The organism is Candidatus Nanosynbacter sp. HMT-352 (assembly GCF_021222645.1).
In the GTDB taxonomy this organism is placed as follows: domain Bacteria; phylum Patescibacteriota; class Saccharimonadia; order Saccharimonadales; family Saccharimonadaceae; genus Nanosynbacter.
On the sequence record NZ_CP089520.1, the window covers coordinates 459,189 to 481,518 of the forward strand.

General features: G+C 42.5%; 21 protein-coding genes and 1 tRNA gene. 3 read left to right on the top strand and 19 right to left on the bottom strand.

Annotated features, from left to right (window positions below):
- Nucleotides 1-62: 62 nt before the first annotated feature.
- The 8 genes from rpsP to metG all read right to left on the bottom strand — a co-directional run bounded on the left by rpsP (nt 63) and on the right by metG (nt 6,383).
- Entirely contained in the window at nt 63-398 is a 336-nt protein-coding gene (rpsP, locus tag LR957_RS02440; protein WP_232272769.1) for a 30S ribosomal protein S16, read from the bottom strand.
- A 76-nt stretch (nt 399-474) separates the two neighbouring features.
- A complete protein-coding gene (mnmA, locus tag LR957_RS02445; RefSeq protein WP_232272770.1) occupies nt 475-1,527 on the bottom strand; it encodes a tRNA 2-thiouridine(34) synthase MnmA in 1,053 nt (350 codons plus the stop codon).
- On the bottom strand, nt 1,524-2,120 hold the full coding sequence (locus tag LR957_RS02450) for a YdcF family protein (RefSeq protein ID WP_232272771.1): 597 nt from the start codon (nt 2,118-2,120) through the stop codon (nt 1,524-1,526). Before LR957_RS02450 ends, mnmA begins: the two co-directional genes overlap by 4 nt.
- Nucleotides 2,117-3,274 (bottom strand): cysteine desulfurase family protein, encoded by a 1,158-nt coding sequence (locus LR957_RS02455; protein ID WP_232272772.1) that lies wholly within the window; start codon nt 3,272-3,274, stop codon nt 2,117-2,119. The genes LR957_RS02450 and LR957_RS02455 overlap by 4 nt, the downstream gene beginning before the upstream one ends.
- 12 nt (nt 3,275-3,286) lie before the next feature.
- Nucleotides 3,287-3,724, bottom strand: a complete 438-nt coding sequence (locus LR957_RS02460) for a hypothetical protein (RefSeq protein ID WP_232272773.1) — start codon at nt 3,722-3,724, stop codon at nt 3,287-3,289.
- Complete coding sequence (locus LR957_RS02465; RefSeq protein ID WP_232272774.1) at nt 3,721-4,038, bottom strand: hypothetical protein; 318 nt, start codon at nt 4,036-4,038, stop codon at nt 3,721-3,723. The genes LR957_RS02460 and LR957_RS02465 overlap by 4 nt, the downstream gene beginning before the upstream one ends.
- 11 nt (nt 4,039-4,049) lie before the next feature.
- The gene (locus tag LR957_RS02470; protein ID WP_232272775.1) at nt 4,050-4,856 is read right to left on the bottom strand and encodes a TatD family hydrolase; all 807 of its coding nucleotides are present in this window, start codon (nt 4,854-4,856) and stop codon (nt 4,050-4,052) included.
- 15 nt (nt 4,857-4,871) lie between these two features.
- Nucleotides 4,872-6,383, bottom strand: a complete 1,512-nt coding sequence (gene metG / locus LR957_RS02475; protein ID WP_232272776.1) for a methionine--tRNA ligase — start codon at nt 6,381-6,383, stop codon at nt 4,872-4,874.
- 102 nt (nt 6,384-6,485) lie between these two features.
- On the opposite strand from metG, the gene LR957_RS02480 reads away from it, so the two are divergent.
- Nucleotides 6,486-7,910 (top strand): N-acetylmuramoyl-L-alanine amidase family protein, encoded by a 1,425-nt coding sequence (locus tag LR957_RS02480; protein WP_232272777.1) that lies wholly within the window; start codon nt 6,486-6,488, stop codon nt 7,908-7,910.
- A gap of 55 nt (nt 7,911-7,965) precedes the next feature.
- Here the strand turns inward: LR957_RS02480 and rsmA are convergent, their stop codons facing one another.
- From rsmA to pyk, 8 genes are all read right to left on the bottom strand, one after another.
- Nucleotides 7,966-8,751 carry a 16S rRNA (adenine(1518)-N(6)/adenine(1519)-N(6))-dimethyltransferase RsmA gene (gene rsmA / locus LR957_RS02485; protein ID WP_232272778.1) on the bottom strand — a complete coding sequence of 262 codons (786 nt, stop codon included), beginning with the start codon at nt 8,749-8,751 and terminating at the stop codon, nt 7,966-7,968.
- On the bottom strand, nt 8,752-9,777 hold the full coding sequence (locus LR957_RS02490; protein WP_232272779.1) for a resuscitation-promoting factor: 1,026 nt from the start codon (nt 9,775-9,777) through the stop codon (nt 8,752-8,754).
- A 91-nt stretch (nt 9,778-9,868) separates the two neighbouring features.
- Complete coding sequence (locus LR957_RS02495; protein ID WP_232272780.1) at nt 9,869-11,059, bottom strand: resuscitation-promoting factor; 1,191 nt, start codon at nt 11,057-11,059, stop codon at nt 9,869-9,871.
- Between the two features lie 35 nt (nt 11,060-11,094).
- Nucleotides 11,095-13,197 (bottom strand): ATP-dependent helicase, encoded by a 2,103-nt coding sequence (locus LR957_RS02500; protein WP_232272781.1) that lies wholly within the window; start codon nt 13,195-13,197, stop codon nt 11,095-11,097.
- A gap of 4 nt (nt 13,198-13,201) precedes the next feature.
- Nucleotides 13,202-14,452, bottom strand: a complete 1,251-nt coding sequence (locus LR957_RS02505) for a flagellar basal body-associated FliL family protein (protein ID WP_232272782.1) — start codon at nt 14,450-14,452, stop codon at nt 13,202-13,204.
- Nucleotides 14,453-14,466: 14 nt separating this feature from the next.
- On the bottom strand, nt 14,467-15,225 hold the full coding sequence (tpiA, locus tag LR957_RS02510) for a triose-phosphate isomerase (protein WP_232272783.1): 759 nt from the start codon (nt 15,223-15,225) through the stop codon (nt 14,467-14,469).
- Nucleotides 15,226-15,249: 24 nt separating this feature from the next.
- A complete protein-coding gene (locus LR957_RS02515) occupies nt 15,250-16,488 on the bottom strand; it encodes a phosphoglycerate kinase (RefSeq protein WP_232272784.1) in 1,239 nt (412 codons plus the stop codon).
- A gap of 11 nt (nt 16,489-16,499) precedes the next feature.
- On the bottom strand, nt 16,500-17,921 hold the full coding sequence (pyk, locus tag LR957_RS02520) for a pyruvate kinase (protein WP_232272785.1): 1,422 nt from the start codon (nt 17,919-17,921) through the stop codon (nt 16,500-16,502).
- Between the two features lie 133 nt (nt 17,922-18,054).
- On the opposite strand from pyk, the gene LR957_RS02525 reads away from it, so the two are divergent.
- A complete protein-coding gene (locus LR957_RS02525; RefSeq protein ID WP_232272786.1) occupies nt 18,055-18,357 on the top strand; it encodes a hypothetical protein in 303 nt (100 codons plus the stop codon).
- 43 nt (nt 18,358-18,400) lie between these two features.
- Here LR957_RS02525 and LR957_RS02530 read toward each other — a convergent pair.
- A tRNA-Glu gene (locus LR957_RS02530) sits at nt 18,401-18,475 on the bottom strand.
- A 91-nt stretch (nt 18,476-18,566) separates the two neighbouring features.
- Here LR957_RS02530 and LR957_RS02535 point away from each other — a divergent pair.
- A complete protein-coding gene (locus LR957_RS02535; protein ID WP_232272787.1) occupies nt 18,567-18,782 on the top strand; it encodes a hypothetical protein in 216 nt (71 codons plus the stop codon).
- Here the strand turns inward: LR957_RS02535 and LR957_RS02540 are convergent.
- Entirely contained in the window at nt 18,779-20,938 is a 2,160-nt protein-coding gene (locus LR957_RS02540) for a sensor histidine kinase (protein ID WP_232272788.1), read from the bottom strand. The two genes, LR957_RS02535 and LR957_RS02540, sit on opposite strands and share 4 nt — an antisense overlap.
- Nucleotides 20,939-20,964: 26 nt before the next feature.
- Complete coding sequence (locus tag LR957_RS02545) at nt 20,965-22,317, bottom strand: class I SAM-dependent methyltransferase (RefSeq protein WP_232272789.1); 1,353 nt, start codon at nt 22,315-22,317, stop codon at nt 20,965-20,967.
- Nucleotides 22,318-22,330 lie beyond the last annotated feature (13 nt).

A 22,330-nucleotide genomic window follows, 5' to 3' on the forward strand; every position in this document is an offset into this window, starting at 1 on the left:
TACCATAAAATAGCCCCACCTTACAGATGGGGTTTATAGGTCAAATCGCCAATCTCAACAGATTATTCAGCTGGCTCTTCTTTTGGTTGATTCTTGCGAAGTTTTTCTGGATTACGGATAGCTTTGTGCTTATCAGCAGAAACTTCCTTAACCCACTTTGGCAATTTAACGCCAGCTTCTTTCAATAACTTAACTACGCGTGGTGTTGGCTGTGCGCCATTGTCCAAATATTTCTGAACCAATTCAACTTGGATATTTGATTCTTTAGTGTGTGGGTTGTAGCTACCGACATAAGCGACTACACGACCGCTTGATGGATGACGATGTGCTTCTTGTACCGCCAAACGATATACTGGATAACCTTTGCGACCCAAACGTTGCAAACGAATTGCTAGCATAAAATTAATTCTTCCTTTAACTCTACGTTTTATTATTCCTTACTTTAGAACAGTTTACACTATTTCTCCCATAAGGTCAATCTGTTTTCACGATTCCGCCACCCAAACATTCATCACCGTCATATATTACCGCAGATTGACCCGCGGCTACGGCACGCTCCGAAGCAGAAAGGTGCACAATATCTCCGTCAATTTTCGCGTCGAATAAAGCGCCTCGATGACGCAGCCGAACTTGCACATTCCTATCTTTATGCGGCGCTTGATTAATCCAATGAACATCCGCCAGCCTAAGTTCTTTTCGCCACAAACTTTCATTATCAATCGAGCGCGACACGTAAACCTCATTTTTCTCCATATCCTTGCCCACAACATAATAAGGTAGTCCGCCACCAACATTCAGCCCATGACGCTGACCGAGTGTATAGAAAATTGCGCCGTCATGCTTACCGACGACAGATCCCGTCTGTTGATCAATAATATTTCCTGGCGCAGTTTTAACATATTCCGACAAAAACTCGCGAATTCCAACTTGCCCAACAAAACAAATTCCCATCGATTCCTTTTTACTAGCCGTCCACAAACCACGCTCTTTCGCCATTTCGCGAACTTCCGCCTTAGTAAAATCACCCAACGGAAATATGGTTTTTGACAAAGCTTCCGAAGTCACTCGATATAAGAAGTAGGTTTGGTCTTTATTATCATCACGGGCGCGTAACAATTTAGCCGACGAAGACGATTCATGCGCAACGCGCGCATAATGCCCCGTGGCGATATAATCCGCTCCAGCCGCCAACGAAGCCTCCAAAAATATCTTAAACTTCACTTCTTGATTACACATAATATCTGGGTTTGGCGTGCGACCCGCTTGATATTCGCGAATCATGTAATCGACAACGTTTTGCTTATATTCTTTCTGGAAATCAAAAACTCGAAAATCAATGCCCAAACCAACCGCCACACGCTTAGCGTCAGCAACATCTTCCGCCCACGGACAATGCATTCCAGGAAGATCTTCCGACCAGTTCTTCATATAAACTCCTGTCACGTCATAGCCTTGCTCGACCAATAGCGCCGCAGCTACAGATGAATCTACGCCACCAGACATACCGACAAAAACTTTCTTACTCATCTAGACAACCCCATAGCAAATAGCCCAATTCTCATTAATTCGCCCATAGCTAGCCACCAACCCCACGGCGTCAACCACCACAACGAACTCCAGTTTTTATCGGAAGATACTGGATGGCTTCGAACTTTCACATCGTCAAATTGCGCTGAAAATTCGAGTTGCGCCCGACGCATATGATATCCACTCGTCACCAAAATCACATCTTCAATTTTTCGTGAATCGACAATCTTCTTCACCTCAGTGGCGTTTTGTCTGGTCGTTTCGGAAGACTCGTCCATAACAATGGCTTTCTCTGGAACGCCGCTGTTAATCGCTCGTTGATACATAGCCTTAGCGTTGGACGGTCCAGTTTTATCGGCCGCCGCGCCCGACACAACGATCAACGGTGCCCAACCTTCTTTATACAGTTTAATAGCCTCGTCAGTTCGCGCATTCGTATCGCCACCGCTGACAACAACTATTGCATCCGCCTTACGACAATCGCCTTCGCCTACACTTTGGCATTTTCCCAAATCATTCGGCGATAAATACGCGCTAAGCCCAAAAATCACCAAAGCAGCAAAAATCATTAAGCCAACTAATTTATGGATCATCGACGAGCCCTCTTCATTTCCGCCTGTACAGCTTCGATGATAAATTCGCCAGCTCGCTTTATATTCTCATCATTGTTCAACTTGCCTAAGGTAAGCCTTAGACTTCCGTCAATCTCTGATTCGCTCAGGCCAACACTCGCTAGCACATGAGAACGTGTTCCAGAATTAGCCGCGCAAGCACTGCCCGTAGCCACTAGAACTCCACGAGATTCTAATAAAAACACCAATCTTTCAGCGTCAATTCCAGAAAATGATATGTTCAAAAAACTCACCAAACTTTTTTTCATATCTGACGATATCAGCATCTCAGGAAAAGTCTGCCTCAAATCTTTTACCAAATTTTCCCGCAACTTTCGCAGTCGCTTCACTTCAGCAGAACGTCGTTTTTGTGCCAATTCCAAAGCAGTCGCAAAACCAACCACGCCAGCAACGTTTTCAGTTCCACTACGCAGACCCAATTCTTGACCACCACCAAAAATATTGGCTTTCAGCGTAACGCCAGGTCGCACCCACAGCAGTCCAACTTGCTTTGGACCGTAAACTTTCGCCGCAGATAATGTCAATAAATCAACGCCCAGCCTTTTAATTTTCACGTCAATTAAAGCCGCCGCCTGCGAAGCATCTGTATGAAAAATCAACGGTAAAGGTTCATTATTTTCTTGGCGCCTGAGTCGCTCAGCTTTTACAATTTCCGCAATCTCCTCAATTGGCTGGATGTAGCCCAGCTCATGATTCACTAGCGCAATACTAACAAATCCAACATCTGGCGTTAACATTTTTTTAACAGTGTTCGGATCTATTCGTCCATTTTTCATTGGAGGAATTAACTTCACTTCCGAACGTGCTTTTGCGGAATTAATAACCGAGTCATGCTCAATTGCCGAAATTAAGCTTACGCCATTTGCTGCATTGAACGCCAAATTGACAGACTCAGTTGCTCCAGCTGTCATTATTAATTCATCAGCCATCACACCCAAGCAGCGCGCCAGCCGAGCCTTCGCGTCTTGATATTCACGCTTCGTAAATATTGCTGGAGCGTACGGACTAGACGGATTGAAAAACTTTTCAGAAAAATATGGTAACATCGCCTCAATCACCAATGGATCCATTGGTGTAGCAGCAGCATGATCAAGATAAATGTAGTCTTTATTCACTTTTTTATTATATCAAAGCGGCCGACCGGTTTGCGGATCTTTCTTATACAATTGTCGAGAAACTCGCTCGTAATATTCCTTAGTTGCCAAGACAAAATTCTGAAGCTCGTCGCCTTCCAAGTAACTATAGCGATAATTCGGCTGAATCTTCAAAATTCCCTTTGGTTGCACTTCATAGCGCGTCGTCAATTCTTGCCGGCCACCCTTACCATCAGCAACTTCTTCATACCAAATCCAGGTATCTTTATCTAAATTAAAAAACTCTCGTCGCGCAACATGAGCTGGCTTCTCGCCAAAAATTGTTGCGCCAATTTCACTTTCCAGTTGGATTAGCTCGCGCTCGGTAAATTTCTTTAATGGACGATCTTTTTTACGGAATTTCAACAAAGACACTGCGTCACTGTCATCAGCAAAAACCAAACTTCGTACTTTTTTCAAAAACTTAGTCACCTACAACTCCTCTCTGTTTTGTATTCACGTAAGCGTTGAAGTGAAATACCAATTGTCTGCACGGTTTCAAGCGGACCGTTGTTAATGTGGTCAAGACTTTTTTCATAGCTACCAAGTGCTTGATTACATAAATAAACCGCCCCATCATCAGCAGAGTTCATCCTGGAAGTATTTTCAATATCAATCGCAGTCTTCCCCAATTCAGGGTTCACCTTAGAGTTATCACACCGCTCGGCATCAGAAAAAATAGCGGCAAGTTTTTCGCGAGCTTCAATTTCAGGTGTTTTTGTAACACATTCCGGCGTACTATTCATTTTCTCCACTTTCAAATGCCAAAAAGTTCTTTTGTGTTGTGAAGAGTAGCTTGGCTTAAAACATCAAAATCAATATTTCGCTGCTTTGCCCAATATTCAGCCACCAATCTCACATATTCTGGCTTGTTTATATTACCACGAAACGGCGCTGGTGTCAAGAATGGCGCGTCAGTTTCTAGCAATAATCGCTCCAGCGGGATTGAAGCGAACAATTCTTTTTGCAATTGATCCTTTGTGAATGTGCTAATTCCATTAAGTCCAACGTACAAATTTCGCGAAAAACCTTTTTCTAAATTGTCGCGCGTATCGGTAAAACTATGCAAAACACCGCGCAGTCCAGGAAAATTATCGAAGATTGGCCAAAAATCACCCCAAACTGACGGCTGATCCTTCGCACCATCGCGAACATGAAAACTTACTGGCAAATCATAATCTATTGCCATTTGAAGTTGCGCCTCCAAGCCCTCAATTTGTGTTTCCCGCGGACTGTTATTGTAATAATAATCGAGCCCAATCTCGCCAATTGCCACAATCGGAGAATTTTTCGTCTTATTCTCCAGCAAGGTTTTGACATCTCCCCAGCCATCTTTCGTATCGTGCGGATGAACGCCAATTGCCGCCCAAGTAGACTCATGATTCGCGGCAAATTCCACAGCTTGGCGGCTACTTCTCTGGTCAGTACCGACACAAATCATACCAATATTCGCCTCGACCGTTTCTTTGTAAAATTGCTCGCGATTGTCCGTAAAAAATTCCGTATCGTGCAAATGACAATGCGAATCTATCAGACGTAAACCCTCAGTCGCACTATTATTCATTAACTTCACCCATAGCTATTTAACCTGAGAATCTGCTTTTGGGGCGCGCGGATCTGGCGTATGAATATACTTGCGCGGAAACAGAGGTGTCAATTCTGACGACACAACACCACTAGCAAACATATTGTGAATTTTCTCGGCAGTTTGCGGCATAAATGGGCGCAACATGTCGGACACTTGCAATAACGTACCGCAAGCATACGCCAAAATCTCACTCAAATGCGACTCCGCCTCTGGATCTTTATCACGATTTTTAGCAACTTGCCATGGTTGAACTCGCTCAATATATTGATTCAAAGAGCGAACAATTAGCCAAATTTCGTCCATTGCTTGATCGAACATATAACTTTCCATCGCCTGACGATACGGTCCCATATCGTGTTCTGATTGTGGAGCATCGCCAATAACGCAAGCTTGATAACTCTGTACCATTTTAGCGACTCGCTGAACCAAATTACCCAAATCATTACCAAGCTCACCATTATACGCAGCTTCAAACTTTTCCCAAGTAAAGTCACCATCGTCTTGCGTCGGTACGTGGCGCAAGAAATAATATCGAAACGCCTCAGCGCCGTAATCTGGAATAATGTCAGTCGGACCAACACCATTTCCAAGGCTCTTTGACATTTTCATTCCGCCAGAATTAATAAATCCATGAACAAGCAAGACCTTCGGAAGCGGTAAATCTAGTGCCATGAGCATTGCTGGCCAAATACCAGCGTGGAAACGGAGAATGTCCTTGCCAATGACTTGCACGTCAGCCGGCCAAAAAGATTGCCACTCTTCTGGACGATCAGGATAACCGATAACCGTAATGTAATTACTGAGAGCGTCCAACCAGACGTACATGACTTGATTATCATCACCAGGAACCGGCACACCCCAGCTAAGATTTTTACGCGGACGAGAAACCGACACGTCTTTCAGGCCGTCTTTTATCAATTCCAAAAACTCTTTTTTACGGAATTCAGGCACTATTCTCATTTTATTTGACTCAATTGCCTGACGAATATTATCCGAAAAAGCACTGGTCTTAAAATAGTAATTTTCCTCACTCAAACGCTGATACGGCGTCTGGTGATCTGGACAAACCCCATTATTATCGGCAGCTTCTTTATCTGTAACGAAAGCTTCGCAACCCTGACAATACCAGCCTTCATATGAACCTTTGTAAATGTAACCAGCCTCAACGAGTTTCTGCCAAATATACTGCACCGCAGCAACGTGATGCGCGTCAGTTGTTCGAATAAAATCCGTCACTGAAATATTCAGCTCAGCAATCATCTTCTTAAAATTGACGTGCGTTTGATCGACGTATTCTTGAGGGGTTTGATTTTGACTGGCAGCTTTGGCGGCAATTTTATTGCCATGCTCATCTACGCCGGCTTGAAAACGAACTTCACGCCCGTTCTGCCTGGAATAACGCGCCCACACATCTGCCAACATATAATCCATGGCATGCCCAATATGCGGCAAGCCGTTTACGTAAGGAATGGCAGTGGTTATGTAAGCGTGTTTCTTAGTCATAAAGAAATTATAACAGATTCAACAGAGTGGCGCCACTGGCGGAAATGTCAACCATAGTATGCTATAATAAAAAATTGAAACAATACTTAACAGGAGGAGATTGTGAAGAAAATTTTAAAAAGCTTAGTGGCGGCAATGATCGTAAGTGCCACCATAGTCACAGTAAGCACACCTACAACAACCCATGCGGCAAGCGGAGATTGGCGCAAAGACTCAATCGGATGGTGGTACAGAAATTCGGACGGCAGCTACCCAAAGAACAAATGGGAGAGGATTGGCGACAAATGGTACTACTTTGATGGGCGCGGATATATCATTCATAGTAAATGGGAATATATAAACGGACATTGGTACTACTTTAATACCAGCGGACACATGACCGAAAACACCTGGAAAATGATTGGCGACAAATGGTACTACTTCGACACTAAAGGTCACATGCTGCACGACCAGTGGGTCGGCGACTACTACGTCGGTAAAAATGGCGATATGTTAAAGAATACCGTCACACCAGACAACTATGTAGTTGGAAGCGACGGAAAATGGGACAAGAGGTTTTCAAGAGAATTAGCAGAAATAGCTAAATATCAAAACCTAGATAATTCCAGATTCTCTAAGTTTGGAGCTGCACACTACATTTCAACCTACTACAAACTAGACTACACTGCAGCACTCCAATTACTAGAGATAATATATCCAAATTACAATCCCATCAATAACGCAAAAAGAGCAATAAAATTTTTCATACCACCATCAGCCGATATCAACAAAGATCCTAACGTATGGATTTCCAAAAGTAAACTAATGGAAAGATTTACCGATACAGGACCCAAGGGTGATTTTAGATTCTCAAAGGAAGAGGTTGAAAAAGCGCTTGATGAGCTAAACCATGAAATCGACGTTGCTAGGATGTTCCAAATGCAGGCTGTAAAGGCTCTAAAAGCCCTAGATTCCTACAACCATACATCAAAAGTAAAATATGAAAATCTCCTCACCTTACAAGGATTCACTAAAGAAGAGATCAAAAATGTGTTTAATATAGTAAAAATTGACTTTGCACATAACGCTCAACTAGAAGCCAGTAGTTATCTATCAGGACAGAAACCCACCATCTCAAGAAATTCCATCCTAAGACTCCTGCAAGAGATCGGTAAATTCACTAAGGAAGAGGCAGAAGAAGGTTTACAGCGTCTGAATTATGACTTCAAGATCAACCTACGTAATCTTATTGAAAAAAATTACACCACAGGCAATTACTATAACGGTATGCTTTCAAAAAAATCCCTAATAATCAGCATAGCCCGCGATCAAGAGATGAAGGATTCAGAATCATACATCCGTGAAGTATTAGAAGAATATAATATTAATTACACCGAGCGAGCAAAGCTGCGTGCTATAGATAATCTAAAAAATATAAAATACAGCAGAAGTAATTTAATAAAATCTCTTGTCGACGGATGGGGGTTCACCCAAGAAGAAGCTACCAACGCCATTAAGGATTTAAAGCACGATAATTTGACAGATTAATTCAGTCTTTTGGCATAAAGAACGACTCAGTTTAAAACCACTGAGTCGTTCTTATTTAATTCCGCCACTTTTTCAGCAACCTCTTCCAATCTTCAATCGCCAAATCTTCAGCACGAGCATCTGGTGAAATTCCTGCATTTTTCAGCAATTCTTCCACGGCACTTTTATCAATCCCCAGCCCACCGCTCAAGCTAGAACGCAACTTCTTACGCTTTGCAGAAAATCCTGCCTTAACAATGCGGAAAAAATCTCTCTGATCTTCTGGAGTAATTAACGGATTATTACGAGTTCTTAAAACCACAACCTGCGAGTCAACCTTTGGTGGTGGCGTAAAAAACTGCCTAGGAACTTCAATATCCAGCTCCGCTTCGGCAAAAATCTGAACGCTCACAGACAGAATACTCATATTCCCAGCCTCTGCCGCAATTCTCTCGGCAACTTCTTTTTGTACCAATAGCACTGCGACGCTCGGCTTATTTTCCGCGGTCATCAATTTTTCAACAATTTTGCTGGTAATGTAATACGGGACGTTAGCTACGACTTTGTAATTTTTTGGCAATTGGTTCAGATCAAATTGCAATATATCTTGATTCACGACAGTTAATTTCTTACCCGGAAATTGCCCTGGTAATTTTCGCGCCAAATCTGTGTCAAATTCCACGGCGGTCACCGAATTAGCCCGAGCCAACAAGCGACTAGTCAAGGTGCCTAGCCCCGGGCCGATCTCCAATACGACATCATCACACGTCAATTCGGCCGCTTCAGCAATATCCGCTAAAATCTCCGGATCCTTCAGCCAGTGCTGTCCGAGCGATTTTTTTGGTCCATGAGAAGAAGCCATTTAGCGCCCATCCCCATTAGTCCAGTCAGTCGCCAAGTCGAATCCGTGCGGATGCTTAACTGCAAATCCGCCAGTATCGTAAACCTTGCCCGGACCCATGCTGGTCTCAACCACCGAACATCGTGGATAATTACCATAATTGGCCGCCACCAAAATATAGCCATCCTTATCAACCTTCGCGCCATCCGCCCGCACCGTATAAGTACCGCCGCTGCCACAAGCTTTTATCACAATATTCATCGGCAAATCATAATACGTCTCGCGATGTGCTACACCCTTAGAATCGGTAAATATCTGCGCGCCCTTGCTTTTCGTCAATGGATTTTTAGGCTTCGTACCAATTATTTCAATCTGCTTCTTTGGCTGCTTTGTGATTTCGCTAGCAACTTCCTTACGACTAATCTCGCGCTCATTCTCTACCTCAACCTGATAAGTCACCTTCCGCACACCTTTTTCCCCAAGCTGCTTAACACTCTTAAATCCAATCGGCTGAGAATCGTCCTTAATCTGCTCAATATCAAAATTAACATCAGCTTCTTCGGTTATCGTTCGCTGTTTTGATCGCTCAATCTTCATCACCAAACCAACACCATTTACCAAAAGATCGTCAGAATTCGTAAAATGTGTCTTATCTTCGCGATATAAAGTCAGCCCAGCAGCCTTCGCAATCAAAGCTGGTGTTTGTTCGGCAGTGGTTATTTTCAGGCGTTTATTTCCATCGACGATTGTTATTGGACGAGCACGGAAAATATTGACCTGGTATTTTGCGCCGGTCAATTCCATATCAATATTCGGTTCAACCGCATCAATCTTTTCGTCAATCGTAATCTTAGCTGCGCGCAAGGCCTGTCGAACAGTCAATGCGCTTGTGATAATAGTCTTTTCTTCGCCGCGATCATAAATACGAACCAAATGCTCACCAGAAGTCTTTCCGTCAGCAAACGAAACCATTGGAGTCGCAATCGCAACCAACACAGCTAATCCAATAATTTTTCCAAAAAATAAACCTTTTGCGCGCATAATCATACAATGACTTGTTAACCTAGTCAAATAAATTATATCAGATTAAGCGCTTTTTATCTATAGACTGCAACCAACTTACGCCACCAGCGTTAGTCTACCACCATTTTTGGCGATTCCATGCATTGTAAGCCCCAGCCCAACTACCATATCTACTTACGGCATAATTATTGAAAACTCTAATCTGGCAAACTGGATCACTTTGCCAGTTTGGACAAGCCTGAGAAAGCTTATTTATATTCGTCTGACCGAGCCCAGCATATTGCCCATTCCTAGCCGTTGTTCGCCAAGTTGACTCTTTCGTAAAAATGAAGTTCACGTAGCCATAATCATCAGGACTAATGCCAGCCGCAGACATCCAATCCGAATGAGATCCAGAAGGTAGGCTAACTTTCGTCCCCACAATCTCAATCTGCTTCTTTGGCTCTTTTGTTACAACACTAGCAATTTCCTTACGGCTCACCTCCACACCGTTCTTCATTTCGATTTCATAAGTAACATTCTTCTTACCATTCTCGCCCGCTTGTTTTACTTCGCGATATCCCGAATCTCGATTCGCGTCTTGAACTTTTTCAACCTCAAATTTTACATCTTCTTCTGCTGTTATGGTTTGCTTGCCATTACGCCAAAGTTCAATTTTCATTCCGGGAATAATTTTTGCCAAACGATCCACAGATAGCGTATCATCTTTCTTTGGGTTAATATTCTTCTCTTTCAATAGCTCGCCAACCGTCTTAGCATGTGTGCGAATGACAGATTCTTTGCCGTAAAGTACAAAATTAATCATCGAGGCCCTGTCAACTTTCATTACTATATTTGCGCCATCAACCGCCATATTATCGGAATTAGTTAGAGTAGTTTTGTCCTCTTCAAAAACTTCAATTCCAGCAGCCTTCGCGATCAAAGCTGGTGTTTGTTCGGCAGTGGTTATTTTCAGGCGTTTATTTCCATCGACAATTGTTATTGGACGAGCGCGGAAAATGTTAATATTGTACTTCTCCGCCACCATCTCCGAATCAAGACTCGGCTCGACTACGTCTTGGCGTTCATCAATAGAAAACTTAGCCAATTTCAAAGCCTCGCGAATCGTCCTCGCTTTTGTAACAATCGTCTTTTCTACGCCTCTGTCGTAAATCGTTACCAACTTTTCGTCAGCCTTGGCTGCTGGCTTAGTAGCGTCAGCTAATGCTTGATTAACAAAAAATAAACCGCCGACCAGCATCAATATCGCGCCAGAAACAAACGTAATTTTCTTAGAATAGTGTTTTGCTTGTAATCTTATACCCATAAGTTCACACCCACAACGCAGGTATTCTTATTATATCAAATTTTCTCCAAGCGTGCGAACTCGACATTCAATTTCTTAATATTCCCATTGTCAAATCGAACCGTAACACTCAGCCCTTCGCTATCAATAATTTCCCCCGAACCAAAACTCGGACTGCGAACTCGATCACCAACTTCCAAACCAATATCTTCCGAATAAAAATCAGGTTCTACGATCAGCTGAGCTGGCCTATCAACACCACCAGCTATCAAGCCCATCTCGTCCAAAAACCTCGATGGCATGTTATAGCCAATCTGACCAAATTGCGTCCGAGAACTAGCACAACTAACGAACAATTCTTCCCTCGCCCGAGTTACACCAACATAGCACAACCTGCGCTCCTCTTCGACGTCATCAGCATTGCCGCTATCAAACACTCTTGCGTGCGGCAAAATCCCCTCTTCCAGTCCCGCCAAAAAAACCACCGGAAACTCCAAGCCTTTAGCCGCATGAAGCGTCATGAGCGTCACTTGCTGATCGACAGTTGTGTCCGTCGAAGACATCAAAGCCATCTCTTCCAAAAACGTCGCCACATCAACGTAAGCCTTCGCTTCCGATAAAAGCACCCCGATATTTTCCATTCGCTCCTCAGCTTGCGGCGTTCCGTCGTTTATAAAATCTTCATAGCCAGTACTTTTCATGATTTTTTCAATCAGTTCGGCTGGAGATCCGTCAATTTCCTGCTGCAAATCGTGCAATTTTTGACCAAACTCTAGCAACGGACGCTTTGCGCGCGTTGTCAAAGTATCCGCCTCCTCAACCGCCAGCAACCCGCTAATTATATCTTTCCCTGACGCGTCATTCCAGTCCAGAAACTTAGAAATACTTACTGCTCCAACACCGCGTTTTGGCGTATTCACAATTCGCAAAAAACTAACTCGATCACTCGGCTGATATAACAATCGAAGATATGCCAATAGATCCTTAACGACCGCTCGATCCAAAAATCGCAGACCGCCGACGATTTTATACGGAATATAGCTCTGACGCAAGGCTCGCTCAATTGCGTAACTTTGCGCATTCGTTCGGTATAACACCGCCACGTCGCCGTATTGACGGCCGTTCGCAATTTGCGCCTGAATCTCATTCGCAATCGCTAAAGCCTCCTCAGACTCATTGTATAATTGCCATAATTTTGGCTCAATACCGTCGCCATTCGCCGTCCATAAATTTTTATCAGTTCTATGAATATTATGACTAATCAGCGCATTTGCCATATTCAAAATCGCGCCAGTCGAACGATAATTTTGCTCCAACTTAACCACCGTCGTGCCCGGAAAATCACGCTCAAAATTGAGAATATTAGTATAATCAGCCCCGCGAAAACTATAAATCGACTGAGCGTCATCACCAACCACACATAAATTGCGACGCGAATTCACCAGCAGCTTAATTAGCGCATACTGCACTGCATTCGTGTCCTGATACTCGTCAATCAGAATATGCTCGAATTGCTGTTGCCATTTATGACGAATGTCTGGCTTATTTCTCAATAATTCCACGGTTTTTATCAATAAATCGTCAAAATCCAAAGCCGAAGCATCTTTCAGAGCTTTTTCATAAGCAAAAAACAATTCAGCTATTTTTTGTTCTCTTGGACCGCGAGTCGAAGCGGAAAAATCCTCAGCATTTCGCATTTCATTTTTAGCGTTTGAAATAACCGAAAGTACAGCTCGAGGTTTAATGTCTTTATCCGTCAAGCCGCGAGCCTTCATAATTTGCTTCATCAAGCTTATTTGGTCGTCGGTGTCGTAAATTAAGAATCGCTTGTTCAGGTCAATATTTTCACCATCCATCCGCAACATTCGCACGCAAATACTGTGAAAAGTTCCCATCCACGGCATAAATTGCCGATTTTCAGAATCTTCACCCAATATTTGCGCCAATCGCTGACGCATTTCCTTCGCAGCTTTATTAGTAAATGTAACCGCCAATATTCGACTAGGAAATATTTTCAACTCGCCAATCAAATAGGCAATTCTATGGGTCAGAGTTTTAGTCTTTCCAGATCCAGCTCCAGCCAAAATCAACAGTGGCCCATCAGCGTGCGTCACCGCTCGAGCCTGCTCGCTATTTAATCCGTCAGTAAAATTAGACATATATCTATTTTATCAGCAAAAAGTACGAAACAGCACCGCCAGCCATACCAATTGCCAAAAATAGAACAATAAGCAACGCTATTAGCAACCCAGATTTTTTCTTCTCTTTACCAGCTGAAGGTTTAACCTCCGTAGATACAGCATCAAACATCGGCGTCAACTCAGAATCCATGGCTTCTTTTTCAGGCAACTCGGAAGATTCGATTAAAGATCCATCTACATCAGAAATCATCTCTTCATTGATACCCGCAGATTCAGGAACTCCAGACTCTTCAATCGCTATAATTTCAGGACTCAAGTCCATTGTCAAATCAGAAGTATTATTCAAGGAGCTCTCATCCATACTATAATTAGATAAATTAGCATTATACTGATGCTCCAGTTTCATCTTCTCAGAATCATCAGATACAGGTGTATTCTCATCAATATCTACTTCAGGGTCAGCTGCGGCTTGACCAGTAGAACCAAGTGGCCGCTTCTCCACTTCAACATTAGCAATAAACGGAGACTCCAATGGAATATCTATTGGCGCAGCAGAAGTTTCGCTATTATCTACGGCTAATGATTGCGCTATTCTATCTGTTAACGACACCTCTTCGATGGATGCATTCTCAATTTCAGAAAAGACGGACTCGTCATGTACATCTTTAAGATCGGGAGTACTCTCAAACACACCAGACTCCGTATTTACGCTATGTATATTTACCTCTGGCTTAGAAGATTTACTACCCACACTGACTACATCAACTAGGTCCGTGGAAGGCTGGATTGATAAGCCGGTACGAGATGGCGCAGAAATGACAGGTTTCTGAGTACCGTTACTAGATGAGGGCCTAACAACATCCATAAAACGACCAGTTGGGCGCTTTGCGATTATAGGCGAAGTTTTAGCCTCATTAGCCGCCGCACCAGAGGTTATACCGACTGATGAAGCAGACCCCTCCTTATTTACAGAACCATTATCCTCTTTATGCTGAATGTTGGAATCCAGAGATTCCTTTTTTGATTCAGCCTGAGAAATCAGCTGCGTAGAAGATAAAACAGAAGAGGTCGAAGTAGAGTTAGAGGAAGACGAAAACGGAGTTACAGGAGGCGCAAAGCTATCATTAACGACACTTTCCTTTGCCGACTTATCCTCTGCAAAAACAGAAGACTCTTTGTCGACTTCACTAGCTATTGAAGATTCCTTTTCTTGCTGCTTGTTCATAAGAGAACTCACCGCCCTATCCAACTCGTCAAAATCAATATCTGTCATATGCCCCCTATTTTTTAACCTTTATGTGCTTTTGAGATTATCTCCTTAAACTGATGTACATCCAAACTAGCTGTACCAACCAACAAACCATCAAGTTCATCAATTGCCAAATAATCTACGGCATTCATTAGTGTAATACTGCCGCCATATACAATTCTCACTGATTCTGCCGCTTTTTTACCATACAAGTGAGAAATATGTCGTCGAATCATCTGCGTAGCCTTTTTTACATCAGATACCCTAGCACTATCACCAGTACCGATTGCCCAAATCGGCTCATACGCGACAACTACCTCACCCAGTTCGTCCGCTGTCACGTTAGCCAGACCGCTAGTCAATTGATCAGCCAAAACATCCTTCGTTTCGCCAAGAGTTTTTTCTTGAATCGTCTCACCTACACATAGAACTGGATGAATACGATTTCGAATTGCCGCTTGAACTTTAAGTCGAATATCTTTTTCGCTTTCAATGAAAATATAGCGACGCTCCGAATGTCCAATCAATACATAATCGGCAATTCCACGAAGATGCGCTGCTGGAATTTCTCCTGTGTACGCGCCCGAATCTCGCCAATAGCAATTCTGAGCTGCCAACTTGGCGATCCGACGATTAATTTGCAAACTCAAACTCTGCAGTGTCAGAATAGTAGGCGCCAGCACCACTTCAACATCCCTGTGCGAAGGTAGTGTATTCATTAGCTTATGCAAATATAAGCTAGCCTCCTGCATATTGAAGTTCATTTTCCAGTTACCGATGATTAACTTTTTTCTCATGAGATAATCCTTATGCTTAGTTTATCACCTCAAACCGTATACGTCTAGTAAACTTTCAATTCCGGGCAATTTTTTACCAGCCATCAGAGCCATACTAGCTCCGCCACCGGTAGAAACATGGGTAAAATTGGCACCATCATGTCCGTCCCATTTCAATATAAAATCAGCCGTATCTCCGCCGCCGACTATTGAAATAACCCCTTTATTTTGAGCAATAGCTAGCGCCACTCGCGCTGAACCGATTGCAAAATTATCAATTTCAGCATAGCCCAGCGGACCATTCCAAATAACCATCTTCGCGCCGGCCAGTATTTTCGTGAATTTCTCAATCGTCTGACTTCCAATATCCAGCGCCATATCTGATCTCTTTATTTTATCAATATTAACTTCTTGACGAGGAAAATCTTTAGAAATCTCTGGCGCAACCGCCATATCAATCGGCAATACCAAAAAATCGTCAACATTCTCTACGCCAACCTTAGCCGCTGCCAAATCATAAATTTCCGCGACAACCTTTTCCATTCCTGACTCAAACACACTCTTACCGACATTAAATCCACGGCAATATAAAAACGTGTTTGACATGGCGCCACCAATTAAAATCCGATCCGCCTTTTTAATCAGACGCTTAATCAGTAATATTTTATCACTAACTTTCGCACCGCCAATAACCGCAACCAACGGACGTTTTGGCTTATTCATCGCCTCAGTGATAGTTACATATTCTTTTTCTAATAGTAATCCCGCTAGCCCCGGAACGCACAATGTAATCGCATGAGTGCTGGCATGCGCCCTGTGTGCGACCGCAAATCCGTCCTGCACAAAATAATCTGCTCGGACAGCGCGCTGAATTGACTTGGCAAATGTTAAATCATTAGCCTCCTCCTCGTCATAAAAGCGTAAATTCTCCAACATAAGAATACTGCCTCGTGGCGCGCGGCGAACAGCTTGATGAACAGCTTCGCCCACGCAATCATCCAGCAATTCCACCGGACGGCCCAACAACTTGGATAGGTGATCTGCGACAACTTTCAAGCTAAACTTAGGATCATTACCTTTTGGTCGCCCCAAATGAGACATGATAACAATCTTGCAATTCTGCTCCAGCAAATATCGAAGCGTGGGCAGCGAAGCGCGAATTCTTAGATCATCAGAAATCTGACCGCGCTTTGTTAGTGGCACATTATAATCTGCTCGCAGAAGAATAGTTTTTCCACGTAGATCGACATCACGAATCGTTTGCTTCGGAAATTTTCTGCCCACCCAACTTCTCCTTACGACAACGTCTTAATTTGAATGTTGTCAGTTCTTCCCGGTTCTGGATGATGACCACTCACCAATACAACAGTAACTGGATCTTCACCAAAGTAACCCTCTTGCTTCAATTCTTCAGCAAGCTTAGCTGCGGCGCCCGAATCATTTGGCCGAACATACGGACGAGAAGCGTAGTTTAACGCTAATTTTTGCGCAGTCTTCACGTTTTCTGTTACGCAAACAATTGGTAAGTTCGGACGATATGCACCAACATTTACCGCGGTAGCACCGGTGTGAGTTTCTGCAATAATTGCCCTAGCCTTAATTCTTCGCGCTAATTGCGCAGCAGTATAGCTCAAAATTGCATCAGTTTTTTCACGCATTTCAGTCTTCTCAACCAGCATGACTTCGCTATGCTCTTGAGTGTAAGAGATTGTCTTGCGCATTGCCCGAACAGTCTCAATAGGATATTTACCGTTGGCGGTCTCATCAGATAACATAACCACATCAGCACCCTGAATCACAGCGTTAGCGACGTCGCTTACTTCAGCACGACTAGGCTCTGGGTTGTCAACCATACTACCCATCATCTGAGTGGCAACAATCACCAGCTTACAGTACTTGCGACACAAGGCGATAATTCTACGCTGCATAACTGGGACAATTTCCGCGCCAGCTTCCACAGCCAAGTCGCCGCGAGCAACCATAACGCCATCACTAGCCTTAACAATCTCTTCCAGGTTTTCTGGATCAATAGCAGATTTTGTTTCAATCTTAGCAATAATGTCAGCCGTCGAACCCAGCTCCACCATACGGCGCCTTAGGTCGTTAATATCGTCAGCTTTTTGCACAAAACTTAGCGCAACATAATCAAGATCCTGATTTGCACCCCACTCCAAATCCGCAATGTCTTTTTGAGTAAGAATATCTCCACCAAAGTCTGTATCAGGCAGGTTCAACCCCTTGCGACTCATTAAGAAGCCGTCGTTCTGAACTTCTATGCGAATTGCAGTTGGGCTAGCTATTTCTCGTACAATCGTCTTAATCTTTCCATCAAATATGTAAAGTGGCTCGCCAACTTTCATTTTCTCCGCCAGATTATATTGAACAGGCAAATTAAAACTACCGTCATGCTCAGCAATTTCTGAGTCCAAAACTAACATATCACCAGCCTTAACATTCAACATGTTATCTTTTAGAACACCTAGGCGAATCTTTGGACCCTGCAAATCCTGTAAAATCGCCACAGGCTTCCCTAATTGCTCACTAGCCGTACGCACCCAATTGATCTGTTCAACTCTCTCTTCATTGGCGCCATGGCTAAAATTCATACGGATGCCGTTAACACCAGCCTCCAACAATTGGTAGACCTTTTCCTGGCTGAACGTTGCTGGCCCAATTGTTGCTAATATTTTTGTTCGTTTAAATATATTATTGCTCATTTTTTAAATTATACCACGAAATAACAGTGATGAAAAATGGCACCAAGAAGACTTGTAATACTTATTTAATGCCAAGATTTGTATTAATCAAAACTAGCTTACCCATTTCCTTAATGCTAGAATATAAAATATTATGCCAGAAATAGATAAATACATTATCTCAAAAATTTTGTTCTTTATTTTCGGATCAACTACTGTAATTATTTTCTTTTTATTCTATACAGGAGTATTTGTAAATATTGTTGGGTCCATAGAAGCTGCAATTATGATATATTGCATAAATACCGCCCTGCTAATACCCGTAACAATCTGGTATGCAATCGAGCGCTCACATAAAACGAAATATAAGGAGAGTGATATACTTGAAGCCTATTCCGAAATGACGCCTCAGGCTGATGATGAGTCCACTACCAAAGAAACTACGAAACGACAATGAAAAAAGCTCGCCACAATAAGCGAGCTATTCTAAAAAATCTTTATGGTGACCTTACCGGGAATCGAACCCGGATTGCCAGGATGAAAACCTGGTGTCCTAACCGTTAGACGATAAGGCCACGACTTCAGATATCATAACAAATTATTGTCGAATTGTCTATAGCAAATCAGACACTTCTCCGCCGCCATCTGTTAATGTATAATATTTCCATGACAAAGCAGAAGAAAAAGCGCAATAAAAAATATTCTGGGATGGACGCAACATCTCAGCGACCAAAAGTAACAAGGATTACGGCGACGAATCGCTCCAAATTATCTCAATGGTTTTTTGATCGAAAAAAGCTCATTCGTACCATTGGCATGGCGGGGCTCGTTATAATCGCCTTAGTTATCGTTATTTCTGGAATATTGAGCCTGTTTCATTAACGAACCGGTAGCTTAAATCCAAAGGTACTACCTTTTCCTTCTTCTGATTCAAAGATCATTTCGCCATCGTGCGACAAGATAACTTTCCTCGCCAAAAATAAGCCAACGCCAGTGCCATCTGGTCGCTTTTTCCTAGCGTTTGTACCACGGAAGAATTTGCCAAACAAATTTGCTTGCTCCGATTTTGGCACACCAATTCCCGAATCTTTCACTGTAAATTCGATCATGTCGTTATTATTTTTTAGAGAAATTATCACTTTTTTATGAGGATCTGAATAATAAATGGCGTTGTCAATCATATTTAGTATAACTTGACGAATCTTTTCGGAATCGGCCACAATCAATGGAACTTTTTTATCAATCTTTAGATTCATCTCGACAGATCTCTGATCTGCCACAACCTTAAGTAAAGCAACTTCATCCCGAAGAATTTGAGCAATATCTATCTTCTGTTTATCAATATTAAATTTGCCAGTTTGAAGCCTAGAAACGTTGAGAAAATCATTTATCAGCCTCACCATACGCTCACTCGAAGAAAATGCCTCCCTAAGAACCGCACGTTGCGTTGGCGTAATCTTTCCCAAATCGCCCTCCAGCATCATATCCAGATAACCTTTTATACTAGTCAACGGCGTTCTTAATTGATGTGAAGCCATAGAAATAAATTCATTCTTCGCCTCGTCTAACCTTTGAAGCTGACGATTGCTAAATCTCAATTCTTTAGTCGCTTCGTCAATCTTGCGTTGCAAACTCTTATTCAATTCATTAATCTCTTCCAGCGACAAAGAGTTTCGAATCGACACCGCCAATTCCCCGGCAATCGATTCCAGCATTTCAATATCGCGAGAACTATAGCCTAAACTCTTATGCTCACCCAGAAATAGAATTCCCGTTTCTTGATTTTGATACAATAGCGGCATAACGATTTTCGTACGATGAATATCCAAAAGTTTCTTCAGCTCTGGATCTTTTACTTGATTCGCCAAAATAACTTCCGGAAAACTACAGTTTTTATAATAGTAATCCATGATACTACGAATATCTTCCTCAACAACAGCTATTCGTCGCCGACCCGCCCGGCCATATATTCCTTTTTCTGGAATACAAAACGCCACTTTTTCAGCTTTTAGAGAGCTTGCTATGTAGCTGCTAATGCGTCGAGTCAATAGCTGCAAATCCGCCGTATATGTCAATATTTTACTGATCTCACGAGTAAAAGTGTCAGCATCGTATTCTCCGTAGTAAAAAACCCTATCCGTAAACTTATCAAAAAATCTCTTCACGGGCTGATATGTGACCGCCAAAACCATAGCCAAAATCATATTCATAAGATTTACATGACTATCGATCGTAAGGCTACGCTGAAAAACTACAATTGAAATGATATATGCAGAAATTATATAAACAACAGCCAATGCGATTAGTAGTAGCATATACGAGACACTTCGAGCTACCGCCATCTTTACATCCATTAATCGATATCTGACTATGCTATACATAATTGCAAATAAGAAAATAATCGTAGCAACTGGACCGACCCATACGTATCGATAATCGCCAAGCGCCGGAAGCAATAAGTCCACTGCAAACCCGGGAATACTACATATCAATAAACCAATCATATAGATAGCGACTTGCTTGCGTCGAATAGAATCCGACTTTTTCCACGCAACATAGCCAAACCACATAGAAATTAGAAAGAATACCAAGAAAAAAGTTGCAAAAATAACATAGTGGATTGCATGGATCGGAATCTGCGAGAAATCTACTGGTGTATTAACCTCCGAGACATTAATTATAAACTCAGGAACTAAAATGATATATAGCGAAAAAATCGTTATTAGTATACTAGACGCGTAGATAAAACTCTTCGTTGATTTTGTCGATGGAAGAAACGACTTCGTAGTAAAAATAGCCAACGCAGGACAAAAAATAGCTGAAGCGACATAAAACCACCTAGACGCAGTGTCCAGCATCACACTATTGTCTGCCAAAGAAAACACCTCAAGTCCAGCTGACCACACAGCCAAACATAGACAAACCAGAAAAAACCAATGCTTCGCATCATGATGACGCTTCGACTTTTTAAGTACGAGTACGCCCAAAATTAGCGCCATCAACGCAACCAATCCTAGTACTAATGCTCGTACCATCATACTAATGCTTATTATAGCATTTAATTTTATGTTTCAATCGCAAAAACTGTGTAAACGCCGCTTGCGGTAACTGTAGCTTTAATAGATTCTTTTGGTATGCCAGATTTTTGGAGCAATTTAAAACCTTCTTTAATTGAGCGCATCCTAACCTTTGGAACCCACCCCATTAGTCCATGCAAAAATTCTTTTTGTGGGCGATTTACATTCATATTGCCAGTGATCATTAGTCCGCCAGTTCGTAAAAACTTCAATGATTCTCGTGTCAATTGTTTATAAACGCCATCCGGCAAATATTCTCGCAAGCCAGAATCTTCCGCAATATCCAGCTTACGATCACCCAGAACTCCCTCCAAACTCAAAGGTTTGCCAAGCTTACTGAATAATCGCTCGCAATGAACTTCAATCTTATCTTCCAAATTCCATTTCTTAGCCAAGCTCTGCGCCGCCGCTAGAGACAACGGATCTTGGTCTAGCAGGATAACCGTTGGCGCCTCACCCGTTTCGTCCTTAAGTTTTTTCAGCATCTTCAAAGTCGCCAATCCCGTTCCGCAACCAAAACTCATCACCAACATATCGTCAATTGAACGATTTTCTTTTTCCGCCATTTTCATCAAATGATCAATCGATAGGCCATTCACTGTTTCCACTCGCTCACGAATACCAAGCGAATCCGCACAATGCCGAATGACGTTAGAAAACTTCTCCGTCACCGGCGCCTGGATAAACTCTCGGACTTCACTAATTCTCTTCTCTACCTCTTCAATAGCTGTCGCTTTATCTACGCCGTTGTTGATTTTATCTTGAATCATAACTTCTGTCAGTGGCAAGCCATTAATCTTCTCATCAAATACCGACTCATCCAGCGGACCACTCATAGTTGGATATTTACCTTCTGACAATATTTCGCCATTTTCATCAAAAACACTCAAATCCTCAGCTTCAGAAATTGTCAAAAATGTCAGTGCGGAACCTCGCTGATTATGCCACGGCTGCGAATCAGTCTGATCTTTACCGTACAATAACTTGTCGCGAAAAACCTCCAGATAAGCATCTATAACATTGCCCCATTTATTTTCTCTTACAAAAGGAATCTTTTCTAGGACACTCGCAAGCGCTGCCGCTGCCAAATTTATATGAATAATATCTTTACGAACATCCTTTAATTCCGCTTCGCCTCGTTCCAGATAATTGTATATGTCCTGAATTTTATCCGGATTATTATATGCAGGATCGGTCTTTTCCCCGACCCTAACATTATACCCCTCGTGTCTAAGGTTTATAATCTCCTCATTAAGTTCTTCATTAGCCTTGCAATCAATTCCATCAAGAAAATCGCCCATCCCCACTGCGGTATATCGTTCATTCCCAAAGTTTTCCATGCCAAAAATTATA